Source organism: Massilia sp. YIM B02443, from assembly GCF_030411955.1.
GTDB lineage: Bacteria > Pseudomonadota > Gammaproteobacteria > Burkholderiales > Burkholderiaceae_D > Telluria.
In genome coordinates this window covers 1-21,678 of record NZ_JASNRA010000001.1, presented here as the reverse complement: position 1 = coordinate 21,678, position 21,678 = coordinate 1, and the positions used below count along the sequence as shown (strand labels likewise).

Annotated in this window: 21 protein-coding genes and 4 tRNA genes; 17 read left to right on the top strand and 8 right to left on the bottom strand. The window is 65.3% G+C overall.

The genetic code is table 11. The annotated features are described in order from the left end of the window. Nucleotides 1–64: 64 nt before the first annotated feature. From QPK27_RS00125 to QPK27_RS00110, 4 genes are all read right to left on the bottom strand, one after another. On the bottom strand, nt 65–346 hold the full coding sequence (locus tag QPK27_RS00125; RefSeq protein ID WP_308633360.1) for a hypothetical protein: 282 nt from the start codon (nt 344–346) through the stop codon (nt 65–67). A gap of 30 nt (nt 347–376) precedes the next feature. After that, nucleotides 377–1,282: a site-specific tyrosine recombinase XerD gene (gene xerD / locus QPK27_RS00120; protein WP_290416168.1), complete on the bottom strand. Its 906-nt coding sequence runs from the start codon at nt 1,280–1,282 to the stop codon at nt 377–379. Next, on the bottom strand, nt 1,255–1,800 hold the full coding sequence (locus QPK27_RS00115; protein ID WP_290416167.1) for a methylated-DNA--[protein]-cysteine S-methyltransferase: 546 nt from the start codon (nt 1,798–1,800) through the stop codon (nt 1,255–1,257). Before QPK27_RS00115 ends, xerD begins: the two co-directional genes overlap by 28 nt. A 459-nt stretch (nt 1,801–2,259) precedes the next feature. Then, nucleotides 2,260–3,270: a TRAP transporter substrate-binding protein gene (locus QPK27_RS00110; protein ID WP_290416166.1), complete on the bottom strand. Its 1,011-nt coding sequence runs from the start codon at nt 3,268–3,270 to the stop codon at nt 2,260–2,262. 140 nt (nt 3,271–3,410) lie between these two features. On the opposite strand from QPK27_RS00110, the gene QPK27_RS00105 reads away from it, so the two are divergent. The 3 genes from QPK27_RS00105 to QPK27_RS00095 all read left to right on the top strand — a co-directional run bounded on the left by QPK27_RS00105 (nt 3,411) and on the right by QPK27_RS00095 (nt 6,716). Beyond that, complete coding sequence (locus tag QPK27_RS00105; RefSeq protein ID WP_374046988.1) at nt 3,411–5,423, top strand: nitrogen regulation protein NR(II); 2,013 nt, start codon at nt 3,411–3,413, stop codon at nt 5,421–5,423. 108 nt (nt 5,424–5,531) lie between these two features. Further along, complete coding sequence (locus QPK27_RS00100) at nt 5,532–6,113, top strand: response regulator transcription factor (RefSeq protein ID WP_290416165.1); 582 nt, start codon at nt 5,532–5,534, stop codon at nt 6,111–6,113. A 222-nt stretch (nt 6,114–6,335) separates the two neighbouring features. Then, complete coding sequence (locus tag QPK27_RS00095; RefSeq protein WP_290416164.1) at nt 6,336–6,716, top strand: DUF3052 family protein; 381 nt, start codon at nt 6,336–6,338, stop codon at nt 6,714–6,716. Nucleotides 6,717–6,732: 16 nt separating this feature from the next. Here the strand turns inward: QPK27_RS00095 and queG are convergent, their stop codons facing one another. Next, nucleotides 6,733–7,830, bottom strand: a complete 1,098-nt coding sequence (queG, locus tag QPK27_RS00090) for a tRNA epoxyqueuosine(34) reductase QueG (protein WP_290416163.1) — start codon at nt 7,828–7,830, stop codon at nt 6,733–6,735. A gap of 54 nt (nt 7,831–7,884) precedes the next feature. On the opposite strand from queG, the gene tsaE reads away from it, so the two are divergent. The 5 genes from tsaE (at nt 7,885) to kefC (ending at nt 13,087) form a co-directional block, all read left to right on the top strand. Then, nucleotides 7,885–8,391 (top strand): tRNA (adenosine(37)-N6)-threonylcarbamoyltransferase complex ATPase subunit type 1 TsaE, encoded by a 507-nt coding sequence (tsaE, locus tag QPK27_RS00085; RefSeq protein WP_290416594.1) that lies wholly within the window; start codon nt 7,885–7,887, stop codon nt 8,389–8,391. After that, nucleotides 8,358–9,836, top strand: coding sequence for an N-acetylmuramoyl-L-alanine amidase (locus QPK27_RS00080; protein WP_290416162.1), 1,479 nt, complete (start codon nt 8,358–8,360; stop codon nt 9,834–9,836). Before tsaE ends, QPK27_RS00080 begins: the two co-directional genes overlap by 34 nt. A 2-nt stretch (nt 9,837–9,838) precedes the next feature. Continuing rightward, nucleotides 9,839–10,624: a D-hexose-6-phosphate mutarotase gene (locus QPK27_RS00075; RefSeq protein WP_290416161.1), complete on the top strand. Its 786-nt coding sequence runs from the start codon at nt 9,839–9,841 to the stop codon at nt 10,622–10,624. An 89-nt stretch (nt 10,625–10,713) separates the two neighbouring features. Next, nucleotides 10,714–11,298, top strand: coding sequence for an NAD(P)H-dependent oxidoreductase (locus QPK27_RS00070; protein WP_290416160.1), 585 nt, complete (start codon nt 10,714–10,716; stop codon nt 11,296–11,298). Beyond that, entirely contained in the window at nt 11,288–13,087 is a 1,800-nt protein-coding gene (gene kefC, locus QPK27_RS00065; protein ID WP_290416159.1) for a glutathione-regulated potassium-efflux system protein KefC, read from the top strand. The genes QPK27_RS00070 and kefC overlap by 11 nt, the downstream gene beginning before the upstream one ends. A 19-nt stretch (nt 13,088–13,106) precedes the next feature. Here kefC and QPK27_RS00060 read toward each other — a convergent pair whose 3' ends face one another. Beyond that, entirely contained in the window at nt 13,107–14,177 is a 1,071-nt protein-coding gene (locus tag QPK27_RS00060) for a carbonic anhydrase (RefSeq protein ID WP_290416158.1), read from the bottom strand. A gap of 202 nt (nt 14,178–14,379) precedes the next feature. Here QPK27_RS00060 and QPK27_RS00055 point away from each other — a divergent pair, with 202 nt between their 5' ends. The 7 genes from QPK27_RS00055 to QPK27_RS00025 all read left to right on the top strand — a co-directional run bounded on the left by QPK27_RS00055 (nt 14,380) and on the right by QPK27_RS00025 (nt 18,806). Next, nucleotides 14,380–15,315 carry a peptidylprolyl isomerase gene (locus QPK27_RS00055; protein ID WP_290416157.1) on the top strand — a complete coding sequence of 312 codons (936 nt, stop codon included), beginning with the start codon at nt 14,380–14,382 and terminating at the stop codon, nt 15,313–15,315. A 7-nt stretch (nt 15,316–15,322) separates the two neighbouring features. Then, nucleotides 15,323–17,278, top strand: coding sequence for a DNA mismatch repair endonuclease MutL (gene mutL, locus QPK27_RS00050; RefSeq protein WP_290416156.1), 1,956 nt, complete (start codon nt 15,323–15,325; stop codon nt 17,276–17,278). Further along, on the top strand, nt 17,278–18,231 hold the full coding sequence (gene miaA / locus QPK27_RS00045; RefSeq protein ID WP_374046987.1) for a tRNA (adenosine(37)-N6)-dimethylallyltransferase MiaA: 954 nt from the start codon (nt 17,278–17,280) through the stop codon (nt 18,229–18,231). Before mutL ends, miaA begins: the two co-directional genes overlap by 1 nt. 81 nt (nt 18,232–18,312) lie before the next feature. Further along, a tRNA-Met gene (locus tag QPK27_RS00040) sits at nt 18,313–18,389 on the top strand. 62 nt (nt 18,390–18,451) lie between these two features. Continuing rightward, nucleotides 18,452–18,528: transfer RNA gene (locus QPK27_RS00035), tRNA-Met, on the top strand. 62 nt (nt 18,529–18,590) lie between these two features. After that, nucleotides 18,591–18,667: transfer RNA gene (locus QPK27_RS00030), tRNA-Met, on the top strand. Between the two features lie 62 nt (nt 18,668–18,729). After that, nucleotides 18,730–18,806: transfer RNA gene (locus QPK27_RS00025), tRNA-Met, on the top strand. Nucleotides 18,807–18,851: 45 nt separating this feature from the next. Here the strand turns inward: QPK27_RS00025 and QPK27_RS00020 are convergent. Further along, nucleotides 18,852–19,280 (bottom strand): hypothetical protein, encoded by a 429-nt coding sequence (locus QPK27_RS00020; RefSeq protein WP_290416154.1) that lies wholly within the window; start codon nt 19,278–19,280, stop codon nt 18,852–18,854. Nucleotides 19,281–19,356: 76 nt separating this feature from the next. Between QPK27_RS00020 and QPK27_RS00015 the strand changes: the two genes are divergently transcribed. Next, nucleotides 19,357–19,707 carry a MerR family transcriptional regulator gene (locus tag QPK27_RS00015; RefSeq protein ID WP_290416153.1) on the top strand — a complete coding sequence of 117 codons (351 nt, stop codon included), beginning with the start codon at nt 19,357–19,359 and terminating at the stop codon, nt 19,705–19,707. 34 nt (nt 19,708–19,741) lie between these two features. Here QPK27_RS00015 and QPK27_RS00010 read toward each other — a convergent pair whose 3' ends face one another. Continuing rightward, nucleotides 19,742–19,900: a hypothetical protein gene (locus QPK27_RS00010; protein WP_290416152.1), complete on the bottom strand. Its 159-nt coding sequence runs from the start codon at nt 19,898–19,900 to the stop codon at nt 19,742–19,744. 281 nt (nt 19,901–20,181) lie between these two features. On the opposite strand from QPK27_RS00010, the gene QPK27_RS00005 reads away from it, so the two are divergent. Beyond that, the gene (locus QPK27_RS00005; protein ID WP_290416151.1) at nt 20,182–21,645 is read left to right on the top strand and encodes an oligosaccharide flippase family protein; all 1,464 of its coding nucleotides are present in this window, start codon (nt 20,182–20,184) and stop codon (nt 21,643–21,645) included. Nucleotides 21,646–21,678 lie beyond the last annotated feature (33 nt).

Here is a 21,678-nt window from a genome sequence, read left to right as displayed (position 1 = left end):
GCCTTTCGATCTGAAATGAAGAGTGCTCAGATTGTTCAGACCGTCGAAGACGCCGTTAGTTCGATCAGGCGATGCTGGGACGCGCCGCCGTGCCGGCTTCGCGCTGTGGGTCGGCGGCGCCGGGCTCGGCTTGCTCCGCAGTTGCCTCTGCCTCCGCCGCATCCACCGCCTCGGCACCGTCGGCCGCCGGCGGCGCGTTCCTGGCGTCGAGCTTGCGCCTGGCCTTCTCCTCGGCCTTGCGTTTCTTCTCGAGTTCCCGCTGCCGCTTTTCATACTGGAAATTATTCCGTGCCATAGTCACCTCGCTGTGGTTGGTCGGGAGGACGCCGCTTTTTTCCACGGCCATTATGGACCAGCGCGGCGCGCGTGGCTTGCCCTAACCCCGGGGGTGGTGCTGGGCGTGCAGGTGCTTCAGACGCTCGCGCGCAACATGGGTATAGATCTGCGTGGTCGAAATGTCGGAGTGGCCCAACAACAATTGCACCACGCGCAGGTCGGCGCCGTGGTTGAGCAGGTGGGTGGCAAACGCATGGCGCAGCGTGTGCGGCGACAGCGGTCCCTGAATCCCCGCCTTCTGCGCATGTTTCTTGACCAGGATCCAGAACATCTGGCGCGTCATCGGTCCGCCGCGGCCGGTGACGAACAGGGCGTCGTCGACCTGGCCGTTGAGGATGATGCCGCGCGCGTCCGCCAGGTAGCGTTCCAGCCAGCGCCGCGCTTCCATGCCGAACGGCACCAGGCGCGTCTTGCTGCCCTTGCCGGTGATGCGCAGCACGCCGTCATTCAGGCTGACTTCGACCAGTTTCAGGGCCACCAGTTCCGACACCCGCAAGCCACTGGCATACATCAGTTCCAGCATGGTGCGCTCGCGCAAGCCGAGCGGTGTGGAGACATCGGGTGCGGCCAGCAAGGCCTCGACCTGGCCCTCGGTCAGGGTGCTGACCAGGCGCAGCGGCTGGCGCGCCGACGGCATGTTCAGGCACGGGTCTTCCGCGATCTGGCCGCGGCGCAAGGCCAGGCCATAGAAGCGCTTGAACACCGACAGCCGGCGATTCGCCGTGCTCGGGCGCGATTCGGGATGGCGTTCGGCGAAGTAGGCGGCCAGATCGTGCGGTCCCGCCGCCAACAGGCCGGCGCAGGCGGGACGCTTCGCCTCCAGCCAGCCGGCGAACAGGCGCAGGTCGCGCCGGTAGGCGTCCAGGGAATTCTTCGCAAGCCCCTGTTCCAGCCAGAGGGTGTCGCAGAATTCGTCGATCAGGGCCAGATTGCCTGTTGCTGCCATGGGCTCATTGCATGCGCGGTGGCGCCTTCGTGACGCAGCAGCCAGCGCTTTACCGACAGGTGGAAACCGTGCTCGTCGTCGTGGTTCGAGAAGCCGCCCAGGCCGCCCGCCGCCGTGACCCGGTGGCAGGGAACGATCAGGGGGAACCAGTTGGCGCCGCAGGCCTGGCCCACCGCGCGCGGATGCGATTCGAGCAGCCCGGCCAGCTGGCCGTAAGTGCGCACGCTGCCGCGCGGAATCGCATTGATGCGCTCCCACACCTTGCGCTGGAAGGCGGTGCCGACCGGCTGCAGCGGCAGGTCGAACGCGAAGTCGGCATCGACCAGATACCGCGCGACCTGGCGCGCGGCCAGCTCGGCAATCGCGTTATCGGGCGCCTTTTCGGCGAACGCGGGCGGCAGGTAGACCAGCTCGCGCACCTGCGCGTCGATCGTGCGGATGCCCAGCGCGCCAAACGGGGCGGGCACGATGGCGTTGAAGATGTCGATAGCGGGGTTGAGCTCGGCCTGGGGCTTCATGGTGGTTTTCCGTGCAGTGGCCGGGACAGTGAGCAGGACAGTCGATGATCCCGGCGGCGCAGCGCACATCTTAACGTCTGACAACACCGGGAACCAGTGTTTGGACCACGCGGGCGAAAAAAAAGCGCACCATCTGGTGCGCTCCAATTCGGGTCACGTTTGCGGCCATTCAGATGGCATTCTATAAAACGTGGTGTCTCCTCGAATGTCTCCGGTATGGATTACCGTTCTTTTGTGTTACTCCCCCAAAAATCGTTGCAATGCAATCGTTCTTGTCTATTTTTGCTTGTTCTGTACTCATGGACGCACCATGGCGGTGCGAACAGTCCCCATCATAACGCAAGTGCCATGAGAAAACGTATGTTTTCGACCACAAACACATAAAATTATTTTACTTATAAAGAAAACGCAATTAACACTTCATTGTCGATAGTCATCGGCTTGCCTCTGCGACAGACCTTAGCGCCCCACTTCGCGCAGGATCGCACGCACCGTGTCCTTGCCGATTCGATTTTCCATTTGTCCAACCACCGGCAGCATGGCGCGCCGCCATTCGGCCTGCTGGGCCGGCGACAAGGTATGGATGGTGGTGGTGCCGGCGGCGCGGATCTGTTCCATCGCTTCGTCGTTGGCGCGCTGGGCGATGGTCTTCTCGTAGGCGGTCGCTTCGCGCATGGCGCGCGCCAGCGTGGCGCGGATCCCGCCCGGCAGGCCGTTCCAGAACTTGCGGTTGACGATCACCGCATAGCCCAGGTAGCCGTGGTTGGACACGGTCAGGTGGCTCTGGGTCTCGTGCATGCGCTGGGTGTACATGTTCGAAGGCGTGTTCTCGGTGCCCTCCACCACCCCATCGCGCAGCGCCGGCGCCGCTTCCGAGAATGCCAGCACCTGCGGACGCGCGCCCAGCGCACGCATCTGGGCGTCCAGCACCTTGGAAGCCTGGATCCGCATGCGCAGGCCGCCGAAGTCGCGCGGCGCCAGCAGGGGTTTATTGGCCGACATGATCTTGAAGCCGTTGTCCCAGAAGGCCAGGCCGGTGATGCCCTTCGGCTCGAGTTTGCGCAGCAGGTCGGCGCCGATGCGGCCTTCCGTCACCTTGTACAGCGCCGCCTTGTCCGGGAAAATATAGGGCAGGTCGAACGCTTCGAATTCCTTCACGCCGAGCGGCGAGAACTTGGCCAGCGACGGCGCCAGCATCTGCACCGCGCCCAGTTGCAAAGCTTCGAGTTCCTCGCGGTCCTTGTACAGCTGGCTGTTGGGATAGACTTCGACCCGCACCTGGCCATTCGTCATGCGCTCGGCCAGTTCCTTGAAGCGTTCGGCGGCCATGCCCTTGGGCGTGTCGGGCGCCGTCACGTGGCTGAACTTGATGACGATCGGACCTTGCGCCCAGGCGGGCGCGGCGGCCAGGGCAGCGAGGACAGCGCATACGGACAACAGGACGCGGGCGGCCAGGACGGAAATCTGCATGACGGTTGGTTCTTCCTGATCAGACATTGCTATGCTGGAGGGCTGGGCTAAAAGCAGGCAACACTATGCGCCGCCACGCCCCGCGCGGCCATCGTGGACTTCCACAACAGCCCGACAGTTTAACCAAACCAGGACCCAGCATGACAATTCCCATCGACCCAAGCCTGCCGGAACAGCGCAGAAGTACGCGCCGCGCCTGGCGCTTCATGCGCTGGCTGGTGCCGATGCTGCTGGTGCTGCTGTTCCTGGCAGTGCTGATCTGGCTGCCATGGCAGGCGCGCCAGATGGAAAGCACCGAGCGCCAGGAACAGTTGATCGCCGATACGCTGTGGGTCGAGCAGACCCTGCGCTTCGAACTGGCGCGCAGCGAGGAAGCCTTGTCCGCGCTGGGCGCCGACCTGGTGGTGGCGCCGATGGCGCAGGCCAAGCTGCAGGCGCGCTTCACGCAGATGTTCAAGAACGGCCCGGAACTGGTGCGCGTGATCTGGAGCGATGCCGACGGCGCCGTGCTGGACACGCACGGCAGCGACCTGCCGGCTGCCGGCCTGCCCGACACCACCCTGCAGGCCGGCGAAATGGCGCGCTCGATGCGGCGCGGCCGCTACAGCGAGCCGTACGGCGCCACGCCCTCCACCCACGGCCTGATCGATTTCTATTTGCCCTTGTTTCGCAACGGCCAGTTCATGGGCAGCCTGGTGGCGACCTACAGCCTGCAGGTGCTGCTCGACGAAACCGTGCCCTGGTGGTTCGCCCAGGACAATGCGCTGTCCCTGCTCGACCGCAACGAGCTGACGGTGGCGCGGCGCGCCTCGGGCGGCCCGGGGCGCGGGGTGTACACCCACCAGCGCGAGCTCGACCTGCCCGGCGCCCAGCTGGTGCTGGCCACCGACAGCGTGAAAGGCGCCCCGCGCCTGCTGCCGAACCTGCTGGTCGGTTCGGTGATCATGCTGGCGCTCGGCCTGCTGCTGAGCCTGGCCGCGCTGTGGCGCCACATCTCGCGCACCCTGGCCGCAGAACGGGCGCTGCGCCAGCAGATGGCGTTTCGCACGGCGATGGAAAATTCCTTGCTGACCGGGCTGCGCGCGCGCGACCTGGAGGGCCGCGTCACCTACGTCAACCGCGCCTTCTGCCAGATCGTCGGCTTGCCGGCGGAAGAGCTGATCGGCAAGAAGCCGCCGATGGCCTATTGGGCGCCGGAAGCGACCGCCGAGTACGAGGAACGGTTCCAGGGCATTTTGTCGGGCAAGGTCACGCCGCAGTTCGAGACCGTGTTCCAACGTTCGGACGGCACCCGGGTGCCGGTGCTGGTGTTCGAGGCGCCGCTGGTCGAGCGCAACGGACGCCATACCGGCTGGATGAGTTCGGTGCTCGACATCACCGACCGCAAGCGGGTCGAGGAACTCAATCGCCAGCAGGAAGAAAAGCTGCAGGCCAGCGCGCGCCTGGCCACCATGGGCGAGCTGTCGTCGATGCTGGCGCACGAGCTGAACCAGCCGCTGGCGGCGATCTCGAGCTACACGGCGGGCGCCCTGAACCTGCTGGAACGGGCTGCGAGCAGCGGCGAGGAATTGAAACCGGGCATGCTGCGCCATCCGCTGGAACAGGCGCGCCAGCAGGCCCAGCGGGCCGGCCAGATCATCCGCAGCGTGCACGAGTTCGTCAAGAAGCGCGAACCGGTGCGCCAGGAAGTTCCGATCCGCACCGTGATCGACGGCGTGCGTGCGCTGGTGGAACTGCAGACGCGCCAAGCCGGCGTCGCCCTGCGCGTGCACATTCCGCCCGGCCTGCCGCCGGTGCTGGCCGACCGCCTGCTGCTGGAGCAGGTGCTCTTGAACCTGACCCGCAACGCGATCGAGGCGATGCAGGATACCCGGCCCGAGCAGCGCGTGCTGCGCATCGAGGCCGACCACGAGGACGGCCAGGTGACGGTGTCGGTGATCGACCGCGGCCACGGCATTTCGCCCGAAGTGGCCGAACGCCTGTTCTCGCCGTTCTACTCGACCAAGGCCGAAGGCATGGGCATGGGACTGTCGATCTGCCGCACCGCGATCGAGTTCCATGGCGGCACGCTGACCCACGCGCCGCACCCGTCCGGCGGCACCGTGTTCACCTTTTCGCTGCCGGCCCAAGCGGCGAGCCGGGCGCTGGGCTAAAATCCGTCCTCTGGCGCGTTTCGTATCCGGAACGCGCCGTTCATCACCACCAGCAACAACGAAGCGGGAGCGCGCACCTTGCCCATCCCGCTCCCTACGGAGACACGCATGCTGCACATCGTCGACGACGAAGACGTCATTCGGGATTCGCTCGCCTGGCTGGCGCAATCGCGCGGCCTGGCTGCGCGCGGCTATGCCGGCGGCCAGGAATTCCTGGATGCGGTCGGCACGCCCGACGAAAACGGCGACTGCGTGCTGCTCGACGTGCGCATGCCGGGCATGAACGGCATCGCCGTGTTCGATGGCCTGGTCCAGCGCGGCCTGCTGCCGGGCCTGCCCGTGATCTTCCTGACCGGCCACGGCGACGTGCCGATGGCGGTCGATTCGCTCAAGCGCGGCGCGTTCGATTTCTTCGAGAAACCGTTCAACGACAATGTCTTGATGGACCGGGTCGAAGAAGCGCTGGCGGCGTCGCGCAAGGCGGCCGCCTCGGCCGGCGTGCAGGCGCGCCTGGCCACGCTGTCGGCGCGCGAGCGCGAAGTGCTGGACCTGATCCTGGCCGGCATGATGAACAAGGTCGTGGCCGACAAGCTCGGTATCAGCATGCGCACGGTCGAGGTGCATCGGGCGCATATCTTCGACAAGATGCAGGTCAAGACGGCGGTCGAACTGGCCGGGCTGCTCAAATAACGCCCGATCGCTCTGCCTTTTCGCCGGCGCATGCTCTTGCGATCCGGCAGCCCATCCTTACCTGTTCCACATATTCCGCCCCGGCGCACGGACGCGCCGCGTCATTGCCGTTCCATGATGCCGCGCGCCAACGTGCCCTGCCGATCCGGGGAAGCCTTGTAAAATAAATTTGAACGCGCCGCGGCCACGCGCCGCGCTGCGCACTCTCTTTTAGGAACTCCGATGAACGAAAAGACAGTTGCAGACAAGATGTTTTTGAGGACAGCGAAGTCGATGCTGATCCTGAACGGGCAAGCCAATCCGAATGTCGCGGCCCAGATGCCGGCCGAGCTGGTGAAGGACGGCGACGGCCCGTTCGACGCGATCCTGATGTTCTGCATGCATCGCAAGGATCTCGAGCAATACCTGCCGGTGGCCAAGGAAAAACTGGGCGAGAAAGGGTCGCTGTGGATCGCTTACCTGAAGCAGACCGCCTCCAAGGCGACCGACATCAACCGCGATTCGATCAACGCTTACGCCAAGGAAAACGGCATCACCGGCGTGGCGATGATCTCGATCGACGGCGACTGGTCGGCGCTGCGCCTGAAGCGCATCGAACTGTGATGCGCACGTAGTTTGTTCACTGCACGTGGCGGGCCAGCGCCCAGGCCACGTGTTCGCGCACCAGTTCCGACGGGTGCGCACTCCGGGCCCGCAAGGCCGCCAAGATGTGCTCGTCGCCGCGTTTGGCGACAGCCGCATTGCCCAGTCCCACCGCCAGGTTGCGCAGCCAGCGCTCGTGGCCGATCCGGCGGATCGGGCTGCCTTCCATGCGGCGGTTGAATTCTTCCTCTTCCCAGCCGAACAGGGTGACCAGGTCGCCCTCGCCCAGGCCGTTGCGCTCGTCGAAGTCGGCAATCTGCGCCCGTTGCGCGAACTTGTTCCACGGACAAACCACCTGGCAATCGTCGCAGCCGTAGATGCGGTTGCCGATCAGCGGCCTGAATTCTTCCGGGATGCTGCCCTTCAGTTCGATCGTCAGGTAAGAAATACAGCGCCGCGCATCCAGCCGGCCGGGGCCGAGGATGGCGCCGGTCGGGCAGGCGTCGATGCAGGCGCTGCACCCGCCGCAATGGCGGCCGGTGGGCGGGTCGACCGGCAAGGGAATATCGACCAGGATCTCGCCGATGAAAAAGGTCGAGCCGGCCGAACGCGACAGCAGCAGCGTGTGCTTGCCGCGCCAGCCGAGGCCGGCCTTTTCGGCCAGCGGCAACTCCATCACCGGCGCCGAATCGGTGAAGGCGCGGTAGCCGAAGGGGCCGATCGCGCCCTGGATGCGTTCGGCCAGCGACTGCAGGCGGTTGCGCAGCACCTTGTGGTAGTCGCGGCCGCGGGCATAGACCGAGACCACGGCGGCGTCGGGATCCTCGTGGCGCCGGCGTTCCTGCGCGCGCCAGTCATCGGCGCGGCTATGCGGCAGGTAATCCATGCGCGCCACGATCGCGCGCACCGTGCCCGGCACCAGCTCCGCCGGGCGCGCACGCTTCATGCCGTGGCTTGCCATATAATCCATCTCGCCATGACACCCCGCGTCGAGCCAGGCTTGCAGGCCGGCTTCCAGGTGCGCCAGGTCGACGTCGGCGATGCGCACGTCGGCAAAGCCGAGCTCGAGGCCCCAGGCCTTGATGGCGCGCGCCAGCTCGGGTAGTTCGGCAATAAGATCTGGGGAAGTGGACATGGAAAGAAGACAACATCGCGGCGCATGACGCCGCACAACCCGTTATTTTATTCGATGCAGCCAATCAAAGCCGAATCCAAGCCACATCGTCGGCACTATCTTGCGGACGAGTCTGCCACGGCCGCCCTCGGCGCCGCGCTGGCCCGCGCCCTGCAGCCGGGGCTGGTGATCTACCTGCACGGCGACCTCGGCGCCGGCAAGACCGCGCTCACCCGCGCGCTGATCCATGCCGCAGGCCACGTCGGCACGGTGAAAAGCCCGACCTATACGCTTTCCGAGCCGTACAAGGTGATGCTTGATGGCAAGCCACTGAACATCATCCATTACGACCTCTACCGCATGTCGAGCCCGGAAGAATTCCTGGATGCAGGCTTTCGCGAAGACTTCGACGGCCGCAACGTCTGTATCGTCGAGTGGCCGGAAAAAGGCGATCCGGTGTTGCCGCCGCCCGACGTGCACGTCCTGCTCAACGTTAGCGGACCCGGCCGTGAGGTAGAATTGCAGGCGTTGTCCGAATTGGGCCTGCTATGCCTCGACCGTCTCGTCTTCCCGCCGCTCTGAATCCCGCCGTCCCCGCCAACAAGCCAGGTTCGTCGCGCCGCCGCGTCCTGCTCAAAGCCGGCGGCACGCTGCTGCTGTCGGTTGTCGCGCCGCTGCCGGCGTTCGCCAACCAGATCCTCGGGGTCCGGGTGTGGCCCGCCGACGACTACACACGCGTCACGCTGGAAAACGACACCGACCTCAAGACCGAACACTTCCTGATTCCCGATCCGCCGCGCCTGGTGGTCGATATCGAGGGGCTGGGCCTGAGCAATACGCTGAAAAGCCTGGTCGCCAAGGTCGAGCCGAACGACCCGTACATCAAGCAGGTGCGGGTCGGCCAGAACCGCCCGAACGTGGTGCGCCTGGTGTTCGACCTGAAGGAAGAAGTCAAGCCGCAGGTGTTCACGCTGGCCCCGGTGGCCGGCTACCAGCACCGCCTGATCTTCGACCTGTACCCGATCAAGGAAGTCGATCCGATCGCGGCCATGATCGAAAAAGGCGACTGGAGCCCTGGTTCCACCACTGCCGTGGCCGAAAGCACGACCACGCTGGGCGACCCGGTGGCCGGCACGCCCCCGGTGCAGATCCCTACCCCGCCGCCGGTGGCGCCGCCGACCCGGCCGAACGCCGCGCCGGACGCGATCGCCAAACTCGAATCGGCCATGTCCGGCTTGCAGGGCACGCCGCCGGCGCAGCCGATCCAGCCGCCGCCGGCGCGTGGCAAGCCGACCGTGCCGACCCAGAAAGTGGCGCGCATGGTCACCATCGCGCTCGATCCGGGCCACGGCGGCGAAGACCCGGGCGCGATCGGCGCGCGCGGCAGCCGCGAGAAGGACATCGTGCTGGCGGTGGCCAAGCGCCTCAAGGCCAAGTTGGAGCAGATGCCGAACACGCGCGTGATGCTGACCCGCGACGGCGACTTTTTCGTGCCGCTGGGCAAGCGCGTGGAAAAGGCGCGCAAGGTCCAGGCCGACCTGTTCGTCTCGATCCACGCCGATGCCTGGATCAAGCCCGACGCGCGCGGCTCGTCGGTGTTCGTGCTGTCGGAAAAAGGCGCCAGCTCGAGCGCGGCGCGCTGGCTGGCCAACGACCAGAACCGGGCCGACCTGATCGGCGGCGCCCAGTTCGGCAGCAGCACCGACAAGCACCTGGCCAGCGTGCTGTTCGACCTGTCGACCACGGCCCAGATCAACGACAGCCTGAAGCTCGGCAAGGCCGTGCTGGGCGAGATCGGCGGCATCAACCGCCTGCACAAGGCCTCGGTCGAACAGGCCGGCTTTGCCGTGCTGAAAGCCCCGGACATCCCGTCCATCCTGGTCGAGACCGCCTTCATCTCGAATCCGCAGGAAGAAGCCAAGCTCAACGACGACGGCTACCAGGATCAATTGGCCGAAGCGATCACCAAGGGCATCCGCCGCTACTTCTCCGATAATCCGCCGATGGCCAAGAGCCGCCAGACCTGAACATGGAACACATCACCTTCGGACAATTGCCCGCCGTACGCATCACGGCGCCTGATGGCGCTGTGGCCGTGGTCACGCTGTATGGCGCGCATCTGGTGTCCTGGGTCGGCGCGGATGGTGGCGAGCGCATGTTCATGAGCCGGCGCTCATCGCTCGACGGCGGCCGTGCGATCCGCGGCGGCGTGCCGGTGATCTTTCCGCAGTTCGCCGAACAGGGCAGCGGCATGCGGCACGGCTTTGCACGCGTCAGCACCTGGCGCGCGATTGCCGACGGCGTCGACGATGGCGCCGCGTGGGCCGAATTCGCGCTGTCCGAATCTGACCTGGCGCCGGCACATGCCGCCGCCTGGCCGCACCAGTTCGCGCTGACGCTGCGCGTGACGGTGCAAGCCAACGAACTGCGCATGACGTTCACGGTGCACAACAACGGCGCCGCGCCCTTCCCGTTCGCGGCCGCGCTGCACACCTACCACCTGGTGCCGCACCTGGCCGACGTGCGCATCGACGGCGTCGAGCCGGGCACGCTGGCCATCGACGACAAGCTGGACCGGATCTACGCCGGCATCCAGGGCGCGATCACGCTGGCCACGCCGGCGCGCGTGCTGACGCTGGAACAGCAAGGGTTTACCGACGCGGTGGTCTGGAACCCGGGCGCGGCCGACACGGCGGCGCTGGCGGACATGGAAGACGACGAATACCAGCGCTTCGTCTGCATCGAACCGGCGCGGCTGCAGCAAGACGTCCTGGCCCCAGGCGCCAGCTGGGAAGGCCGCTACCGCATTTCCTGATCCACCGGCGTGGTGGCCGGGCTTGCTTCAATTTCGTTAGTGCAATGTAAAATTGCTACTCCGTATTGACTGCCATCCCAGGAGTTCCCATGCCCTCCGACCTGCGCGCCCTGGTCGTGTTTGCCGATTCCTCGCTGCACCGTTCCCGCATCAGCCGCCGCGTGCTGGAAGCCGTCGCCACCCTCCCCGGCGTCAAGGTACAAGACCTCTACCAGCTCTACCCCGACCTGTACATCGACGTGCGCCAGGAGCGCGAGCTGCTCGAGGCGGCGCCGCTGGTCGTGTTCATCTTCCAGCTCGGCTGGTATGCGATGCCGGCCCTGCTCAAGGAATGGTTCGACACCGTGTTCAAGCCCGAGTGGGCGCGCCGGCAGCCCGGCGGCCTGCACGGCAAGCATGCGCTGGCCGCGGTCGCCTGCGCCGACCTGCCGGACGACTACCGCGAAGGCGGCAAGCATGGCCGCCCGTTCGCCGCCTACCTGGCGCCGCTCGAACAGACCGTCGACGCCTGCGGCATGCATTGGCTGACGCCGCACGTGTTCTACGGCGCCGGCGCCGCCTCGGCCGAGGCGACGGATGCCCACGCCGCCGATCTGCGTGCGCTGCTGAGCCGATACATGGACAACGCCGAAGCGGGAGCGGGAGCTGAAGCAGGAGCGCACCGTGGAACATAACGTGCTGCTCAACGCCCTGATCTACCTGACCGCCGCCGTCCTGGTGGTGCCGGTCGCCAAACGCCTCGGCCTGGGCGCCGTGCTCGGCTACCTGCTGGCCGGCATCGCCATCGGCCCCTGGGGCCTGGGCCTGATCCGCGAAGTCGAGACCATCCTGCACTTCGCCGAATTCGGCGTGGTGCTGCTGCTGTTCGTGATCGGCCTGGAACTCGAACCCAAGCGCCTGTGGGCGCTGCGGCGCTCGATCTTCGGCTGGGGCACGGCCCAGGTGGCCGCGGTCACGGGGCTGCTGATGGCGGCGGCACTCTTGGGCGGCATCGGCTGGAAGATCGCGCTGATCGCGTCGCTCGGGCTGTCGCTGTCGTCCACGGCCATTGCGCTGACCACGATGCAGGAACGTAACCTGATCCCCACGCCGGCCGGCCAGGCCGGCTTCTCGATCCTGCTGTTCCAGGACATCGCCGCGATCCCGATGATCGCGCTGGTGCCGCTGCTGGGCGTGGCCGACAGCCATCCGGACGCCGGCTGGAGCGGCGTGCTCAAGGCGGTGGCCGTGATCGGCGGCCTGGTGCTGGCGGGCCGCTTCCTGATCCGTCCGGTGCTGCGCTTCATCGCGCGCACCGGCATGCGCGAGATCTTCACCGCCTTCGCCCTGTTGCTGGTGATCTCGATTTCGCTGCTGATGCAATGGGTCGGCATGTCGATGGCGCTGGGCGCCTTCATGGCCGGCGTGCTGCTGGCCGATTCCGAATACCGCCATGCGCTGGAAACCGACCTGGAACCGTTCAAGGGCTTGCTGCTGGGCCTGTTCTTCATCGCGGTCGGCATGTCGGCCGACTTCGGCGTGTTCCTGGCCCAGCCGTGGCGCATCGTGCTGATCGCACTGGCCTTCCTGGCGATCAAGCTGGCCGCGCTGTGGCTGCTGGCGCGCGCCTTCGGCATGCGCGGCCGCCAGCAACTGCTGTTCGCTTTCCTGCTGTCGCAAGGTGGCGAGTTCGCCTTCGTGGTCTTTGGCGCGGCCGCGGCGGCGCGCGTGTTCGATCCGCAGACGGCCTCGATCCTGGTGGTGGTGGTGGCGCTGTCGATGATGGCCACGCCGCTGCTGCTGATCCTGTTCGACCGCGTGCTCGAGCCGCGCTGGCGCCAGGGCAAGCGGCGCGACGACGACACGGTGGACGCGCGGCGCGACCACGTGATCGTGGCCGGCTTCGGCCGCTTCGGCCAGATCGTGGCGCGTCTGCTGCACGCCAACCAGGTGCCGCTGACCATGCTCGACCACGATCCGGACAACGTCGACACGCTGCGCGATTTCGGCTTCGAGGTGTATTACGGCGACGCCACCCGTATCGACCTGCTGCATGCGGCGGGCGCCGCAGAAGCGCGGGCGCTGGTGCTGGCGATCGACGGCATCGAAGACAGCCTCAGGCTGGCAGCCGCCGTGCGCGCCGAGTTTCCCGATTTGACCATCCTGGCGCGCGCCCGCAACGTGACGCATTACTACCAGTTGATGGACCTGGGGGTATCGGTGATCGAACGCGAGACCTTCGAAGCGGCGCTGATGCTGGGCCGGCGCGCGATGGAAGAGCTGGGCTTCGGGCCGTACTTTGCGCGCCAGGCGTCGATGCGGTTCCGTCAGCACAACCTCAAGAGCGTGCTCGAGGTGTACCCGTATTACAAAAATCGGGCCCAATATGTGTCAATGGCGCGGCGTGCGCGCGAGGAATTGCACGCCATGTTCGAGCGCGATTTCGTGGCCATGCAGCGCGCGCCAGAGGACGGCGACGACTAGCGCCGCGCCTGCTCAACCCTTACTGCGATTCCTTGATCATGCGGCCATTGCTCGGCTGGATAGGCCGCGCATTGAACGGATACAGCCGCGAGAACAGCGCCATCTGCTGCGGCGAGGCCGTCATCGGCTGCTTCATCACGATCCACAGCACGTTCTCGGTGCACGGCGGTTCGGTCAGCGAGCCCATGTAGGTGAAGTAATCGCGCCGTGCCGGCAGGATCTCATTCACGTCGAGCACGATCGACGGCGTCACCGTGGTCAGCTTTTCCAGCGGCAGGTTGTTCCACACGGTCTGGATCATCGGGTTGGCGATGCCGCGCTCGAGCAGCACCGCCAGCACGGCCAGCTTGCCGTCGTAGCTCTTGTGCACCATGTGCACCACCATCTCGGTGCCCTTGCCGTTGATGCGCTCTTCGCCCGGACGATGGAAGTGGAACTGCTGCAGTTCGTAGGTGGTGCCGCCCACGGTCAGGAAATTGCCGCCGGCAACGTTCACCTGGATCGTGTGGCCATTGTCGATCTCGTTGAACGAGCTCGGGTGGTAGTCGAAGGTCACCTGCTCCAGGTCGACCTTCAAGCCGTCGCGCAGGTCGATCGGCGACTGGCGGTTGCCGGTATTGCACGAGGCCCAAGCGGTATTGATCTTGGACCAGTTCTCCGGGCCAAACTCGCCTTCATAGGTCCAGTGGGTGCCGTTCTTCGGCTTGGCCGCTGCAGCGGTCGCGATGGCTGCCGCAGCGGCAGCCGCTTCGGCTTCCTTGCGGCGCTTCGCTTCATTGACCTTGCGCGCACGCGCAGCCTGCTCGGCGCGCAGGGCCTGCTTGGCGCGCAGTTCGGCCAGCTTCTCGGCGATGCGGACCGACAGGTCGACTTCGGCGTCGTCTTCCGACTTCGATGCGGCGGCAGCAGGCGAAGCGACGGCCGGGGTCGCCGCGGCAAGCTTCAGGTTCGGCTTGATCGAGGGGACGGCAGCGGCGGCGGCCTTGACGGCGTCGGCCGCTTTGTCCGACTTGGGAGCGGCTTCGCTCGCGGTCGCATTCGCGGCCGCCAGGGCCAGGCCGAAGGCGAAGGGGGCGATCAGGTTACGCATGGTGTTCCAATGAGTGGGCATACTCTCCCGTTATCGGAATCCAGGGGCGTAACTTGAGTGCGCTACAGCAACAAATGGTGAGAATTTGCCGGATCTGCGTATTCGAAAAGATATCCAAGACATTTCGGCAAGTCAAAAATGGCTTGGATTACAATCGCTCGGTTACCTCAGAGTGACCCAACAAACAATCAGGAGATCCGGGATGCAGGCACGTTCGACCACCCTTCACGCCGCCGCCGTCGGTGCGGCACTGCTCGCCATGTCCGGCGCCCACGCTGCAGCCAAGGCGGAAAAAGAATTGCCGCCCAAGCCCTCGGTGGCCGACGTGGTCAAGGCGTCCAAGGCGGCCGAATGGCGCCCGCTGGATCCGGACAACACGCTGTACATGGAACTGCCGACCGGCCGCGTCGTGATCGAACTGGCGCCCGCCTTCGCGCCGAACACGGCTGCCAACATCCGCGCCCTGGTGCGCGAGCGCTACTTCGACGGCCTGGCCATCATCCGCGCCCAGGACGGCTTCGTGGTGCAATGGGGCGACCCGGAAGCGGACAACCCCAACCCGAAACCGTTCAAGGCGGCGTCGACCGTGAAGGCCGAGTTCACCGCGCCGATCAAAGCGGCCGGCGCCTTCACCCGCCTGAAGGACGCCGACGTCTACGCGCCGCAGGTCGGCCACGTCAACGGCTTCCCGGCCGCGCGCGACCCGGCCAGGGGCGAAACCTGGATTCCGCACTGCTACGCCACGGTCGGCGTGGCGCGCGACAATGGATCGGACACCGGCAACGGCTCGCAGCTGTACACCGTGATCGGCCACGCACCGCGCCACCTGGACCGCAACATCACCGTAGTCGGCCGTGTGGTGTGGGGGATGCCGCTGCTGACTGTGGTCCCGCGCGGCACTGCGGCTGCCGGTTTCTACGACAAACCCGAGCAGCGCACGCCGATCACGGCCGTGCGTCTGGCCGCCGACGTGCCGCAAGAGCAGCGCAGCAAGCTCGAAGTGATGCGCACCGACAGCGCCTCGTATCAGGCGGTAGTGGAAGCGCAACGCAACCGCGGCGGCCCGTGGACGAAGCTCGCCGCCGGCCACATCGACGTATGCAATGCGCCGATTCCGGTGCGCGAGGTCGGGCTATAATCCGGGAATGAACGCCCCCGACTCGACCCGCCGTCCCATCCAGCAGCTCCCTGATCAGCTCATCTCCCAGATCGCCGCCGGCGAAGTGGTCGAACGGCCATCGGCCGTGGTCAAGGAATTGCTGGAAAACGCGCTCGACGCCGGCGCGACCCAGATCACCGTGCGCCTCGAGGAAGGCGGCGTCAAGCGCATCGCCATCACCGACAATGGCCGCGGCATCCCGCCCGAGGAATTGCCGCTGGCGCTGTCGCGCCACGCGACCTCGAAGATCGCGTCCTTGAAAGACCTGGAAAACGTCGGCACGCTCGGTTTTCGTGGCGAGGCGCTGGCCTCGATCGCCTCGGTGGCGGCGGTGCGCGTCACCTCGCGCACGCCCGATGCCCCGCATGCGTTCGAGATCGTCGGTTCGCACGAAGGCGTGGTGGCGCCGTCGTCGGGCGCCTTCGGCACCACCATCGACGTGCAGGACCTGTATTTCAACACCCCGGCGCGGCGCAAGTTTTTGAAGTCGGAACAGACCGAATACGGCCACTGCGCCGAGGTCGTGCGCCGCATCGCGCTGTCGCGGCCGGACGTGTCGTTCAGCCTGACCCACAACGGCCGCACCATCGACCACTGGAACGTCAGCGAGGACGCCAAGCGCAGCGCCCAGATCCTGGGAGGCGACTTTGCCGAGGCGCGCCTGCACCTGGACGAGTCGGCCGGCCCGTTGCGCCTGCACGGCTACGTCGGCTTGCCGACCGCCTCCAAGGCGCGCGCCGACGGCCAGTTCTTTTATGTGAACGGGCGCTTCGTGCGCGACAAGGTGCTGGTGCACGCGGTGCGCGCCGCCTACCAGGACGTGCTGCACGGCGACCGCTTCCCCTGCTACGTGCTGTCGCTCGACCTCGATCCGGCGCTGGTCGACGTCAACGTCCACCCATCCAAGATCGAGGTGCGCTTCCGCGACAGCCGCGCGGTGCACCAGTTCGTGTTCCATGCGGTGCAGCGCACGCTGGCGCAGACCTCGGCCACGGCGCACGGCAGCGTGCCGGCGCCGATCACGGCAGCCGAAGTGCGCCCGAGCGGCACGCCGCTGTGGCAACTGTCGCAAACGCCGGCGCAGGCGCCGATGCGGCCGCACCAGCAGACCTCGTTCGGCGCGCAGCTGGCGCCTGGCGTTCCGTCGACCTTCTCGCCGTCGCCGTTCGCGCCGGGAAGCCGCTGGGATGATCCGAGCGCGGGCGGCGGCGTGGCGCAGCGCACCGAGGCGTATGGCGCGCTGTTCGCGTCGAATGACAGCGAGCGCGTCCCGGCGCAGTCGGTACAGGAATCGTCCGCGCTGAACGTGCCGCTGTCGGCGTCGGACCGTCCACTGTCGAACGACGACTTCCCGCTCGGCTTTGCCCTGGCCCAGCTGCACGGCATCTACATCCTGGCCCAGAACACGCGCGGCCTGGTGCTGGTCGACATGCACGCGGCGCACGAGCGCATCCTGTACGAGCAGATCAAGAACGCGCTCGACGCCCAGGCCCGGGGCCAGGAAATGCAGGTGCAGTCGATGCTGATCCCGGTGACCTTCTACGCCGACGCGATCGAGGTCGCCACCGCGCAGGACCATGCCGACACATTGAAGACGCTCGGCTTCGACATCGCCGCGCTGTCGCCGACCACGCTGGCGGTGCGCAGCGTGCCGACGCTGCTGAAGAACGCCGACGCCCAGACGCTGGCGCGCGACGTGCTGCGCGACGTGCGCGAATACGGCGGCTCGCGCGTGCTGATCGAACGGCGCAACGAACTGCTCGGCACCCTCGCCTGCCACACGGCGGTGCGCGCCAACCGCATCCTCAGCGTGCCCGAAATGAACGCCCTGCTGCGCCAGATGGAAAGCACCGAGCGTGCCGACCAGTGCAACCACGGCCGCCCGACCTGGGTCCAACTCGAGATTTCCGCGCTCGACAAGCTGTTCCTGCGCGGCCAGTAATGAAGACGATGAACAAACCGTTGGCCGTGGCCATCATGGGCCCGACCGCGTCCGGCAAGACCGCCGCCGCCCTGCGTATCGCACAAGAACATCCGGTCGAGATCATCTCGGTCGATTCGGCCCTGGTATATCGCGGGATGGACATCGGCACCGCCAAGCCAAGCAGCGAAGAACTGGCCAGCGTGCCGCACCACCTGATCGACATCATCGACCCGCTCGACGCCTATTCCGTGGCCCAGTTCCGCGCCGACGCCATTCGCCTGGTGGGCGAGATCCAGGCGCGCGGCAAGCTGCCGCTGCTGGTGGGCGGCACGATGATGTACTTCAAGGGCCTGGTCGACGGCCTCGACGACCTGCCCGGCGCCGACCCGGAATTGCGCGCGGCGCTCGACCTTGAAGCGGCGCGCATCGGCTGGCCCGGCATGCACGCCAAGCTGCGCGAACTCGACCCGGTCACCGCCGACCGCCTGGCGCCGAACGACGCCCAGCGCATCAACCGCGCGCTGGAGATCATCCAACTCGCGGGCCAGCCGATGTCGGCGCTGCTGGCGAAACGCGCCAAGCCGGAGCTGCCGTTCGAGCTGGTCTCGTTCGCGCTGGAGCCGAACGACCGCGCCGTGCTGCACAAGCGCATCGCGCTGCGTTTCGACCAGATGCTGGGCACGCGCGACGATACCGGCCTGGTGGCCGAGGTGGCACGGCTGCGTGCGCGCGGCGACCTGTCGCCCGCGCTGCCGTCGATCCGCTGCGTCGGCTATCGCCAGACCTGGGATTACCTGGACGGCACGATCGACCGCAAGCAGCTGCGCGAGCTGGGCATCATCGCCACGCGCCAACTGGCCAAGCGCCAGGTGACCTGGCTGCGCGCGATGCCGGAGCGGATCGTGATCGACTGCCTGGGACCGGATCCGGCAGGGGCAATGCTGGCGCATCTGGCATCATTGAAGAAATAGCATCGTCACGAGAATTTTCCGCACAGAATTCGTCACGATCTTGACACGCAACCTGTCGCGCCCGATAATATCGGTCGTTGCGGTGATATAGCTCAGCTGGTTAGAGCACAGCACTCATAATGCTGGGGTCGGTGGTTCAAGTCCACCTATCACCACCAAGAATTCCAAGCGAATGGCTTGGCTCTCCAACGAGTCAGGCCATTTTGCTTTATCAGCTTCCGGTGATATAGCTCAGCTGGTTAGAGCACAGCACTCATAATGCTGGGGTCGGTGGTTCAAGTCCACCTATCACCACCAAGAATTCCAAGCGAATGGCTTGGCTCTCCAACGAGTCAGGCCATTTTGCTTTATCAGCTTCCGGTGATATAGCTCAGCTGGTTAGAGCACAGCACTCATAATGCTGGGGTCGGTGGTTCAAGTCCACCTATCACCACCAAGAATTCCAAGCGAATGGCTTGGCTCTCCAACGAGTCAGGCCATTTTGCTTTATCAGCTTCCGGTGATATAGCTCAGCTGGTTAGAGCACAGCACTCATAATGCTGGGGTCGGTGGTTCAAGTCCACCTATCACCACCACAATACCTGACGGCCCGGTTTTCGCGAACCGGGCCGTTTGTGTTTTCAGGCCGCCTGTTTCAAGCGCTCCTCTCCTTGTTTTTCCATTGCCACCGGCAGCAGCTGGGCGATGCCAAACGCCAGTTCGACCGCCGTGAATCCCAGGATCAGCCAGCTGGCGCCATGCGCAACCGCGTACAGCTGACAGGCAGCGAACAGGAAGCGCGCCAGCGCATCGTAGCGTCCATGCAGTACCTGCGTCGCGTGCAGGCGCAGCAGGGACCACACCACCACGACCGAACCCAGCAGGTTGGCCATCAGCACGTGCGCCGGCGCGAACGGCGGCACCTCGCCGGGCAGACCGGACTGCTGAGCCAGCGTCGACAGCACCCCATGCAGCAACATGAAGGTCCAGGGCGTGGCAAAACCGGCGGTGACGACCAGGTCATACCAGGCGCTCAGGCGCACGATCTTCAGGTAGCGGGCAGGCTGCATCGGACTTCTCCTTGATTGAAAAGCCCAGCGTAAAGCCTGGAGTACACTCCAGGGTCAAGCCTTCAGGGAGAAAACCATGCGGATCGGCGAACTGGCGCAGGCGACCGGCGTGAGCTGCGACACGCTGCGCTTCTATGAAAAACGGGGATTGATCCGGGCGCTGCGCGGCGCCAACGGCTACCGCCGCTATGCGCCCGAGACGGCGCAGCTGGTCGGCTACGTGCGCATGGCGCAGGGACTCGGCTTCAGCCTGGCCGAGATCGGGGAAAATTTGCCGGCGCTATGGGACAACCCGGCGCCGGACCAGGCGCTGGCGCGCCTGCTGGCCGACAAGGTGACGGTGATCGACGCCCGCATCGCCCAGCTGCAAGCGCTGCGCCAGGGTTTGCTGGAGCGCATCGAGCTAAGCTGCCCGCTGTCGGCCTGAGGGCTCGGCGCAGTGTGGCGCGCCGGCCCGGCGCTCAATGCTTCTTGCCGCCGCCCGAAATCTTGTTTTCGGTAGCCCAGGCGCGCTTTTCGGCTTCCTGCTTGCCGACGCCCTTCTTCTCGTAGCCTTCCTTGATGTGCTCGGCCTGACGCTTCTGCTTGTCGGTGTACGACGATTTATCCCCCTGCGGCATGACGACTCCTTTGGACAGACGAGGCGGCCCAATTGCCGGCTCGATGGCATCAGACTACACCGGCGCATGACAAGGTTTGGTGCGCCACTGCACGCACGAGCACGGTCTACTCGGCAGTGCATCACTTGCCGTCCGGCGCACGCCCGTCGAGCGCATGAACACCGGCACAGCACACGCCTCTTCGGATGCCGCCACCCCTGCCGCCTTGTTTTCGCCGCTGTCAGTACTGCATCCCCATGCATAATGAGAGAAATATTCTATTAAAAATAATTGCAGCATTCATGGCCAACATTCGGCGCTCTCTATACATTAACTTTTTCGCCTCGACCGGCGGCACGCTGATCCAGTTCGCCGTCAGCCTGGTGCTGGCGCGCATGCTAAGCCCCAGCGACATCGGGGTCTATTCCATGACCATCGTGCTCATAAATATCGCGCACGTTTTCCAGGATTTTGGCATAGGCAGTTATCTCCAAAGGGAAAAGGATCTGACGCAGGAAAAACTGCGCGCTGCCATGGGTGTGTTTTTTACGACATCGTGGTTGATGGCCGCAGCCATATATGCCAGCAGTGACTGGTTCGGCCGCTGGTTCAACGAACCGCAGATGGCGCCGGTGATGAAGATACTCGCCATCTGTTTCGCGCTCATCCCCTTCGCGTCCACCACCCATTCGCTGCTCACCCGCGAATTTGCCGCCACCAAACAGGCATGGGTATCGATCATCAGTACCGTTGTGTCAGCCGTTACTTGTCTTGGCCTCGCTCACTTGGGTTTTGGCACGGCCAGCATGGCCTGGGCCAATCTGGCCAATATCGTTACCTGCTGTCTTGCTTACATTCCTCTCCGGCCAGAATATCTTCCATGGCTACCCTCATTGCGGCATTGGCGCCGCGTCCTGCATTTCGGCATCGGGTCTCTGCTCACCAACTGTCTGGCCGCGACCAATCATTCGATTCCCGACATCCTCCTGGGTAAACTCGGCAATGCCACGCTGGTCGGTTTTTTCAGCCGGGCAAACTCGACCGTTACGATCTTTTTCCACATCGCCGGCAGTACGGCAAACTACGGCTCGGAGTCTTACCTGGCCCAGGCCCACCATCGTGGCGAGTGCGTTGGCGAATTGTTGAACAAGGCAACGACGCTGTTGACGGGTATCGCGTGGACAGCGTTTGCATTGACCTATGTTTTCAGCAAGGAGATCATTATCGTGCTATATGGCGAAAAATGGCTGCCGTCGGTTCCGGCAATGGACGGATTGTTGGTCGCTTGCGCCGTTGGAACGATCTTCAATTATTCTCCGGCTGCCATGAGCGCGATCGGCAAACCTCATCTGGCTGCGCTTCCTGTCGCGACGACCCTCTTGTCGCGCATTGCCTTCGCTCTTGCCCTGTTTGACGGCAGTATCTGGAGTTTTTCCTGGATCATCTGCGCTGCGACCATCGTTGCGACGCCCGTGCTGATTATCCAGCACCGCATCTATTTCCATCACGGGTTCGCCACGATGCTTGCTGCCTTATGGCCCAGTGCCGCTGTTGCGCTCATCTGCATGACAGGCGCAGCGATTCTGAAAATGTCCCTTCCCGCCTCGCTGGCACCGATGTCCGTTCTCCTGGTTTTGTTCCTGCCGCTGGCTTGCCTCTGGTATTGCGCGCTTCGAATGACGGGCCACCCGTTGACCGCCGAGATCCATGGAATAGCTGCCAGATTTCGCCCCGCTGTCGTACATGGGCAAAAGCAACACTGGTAATCCCCCCATTTTTAGAGCACGCTAAAAGTAGAG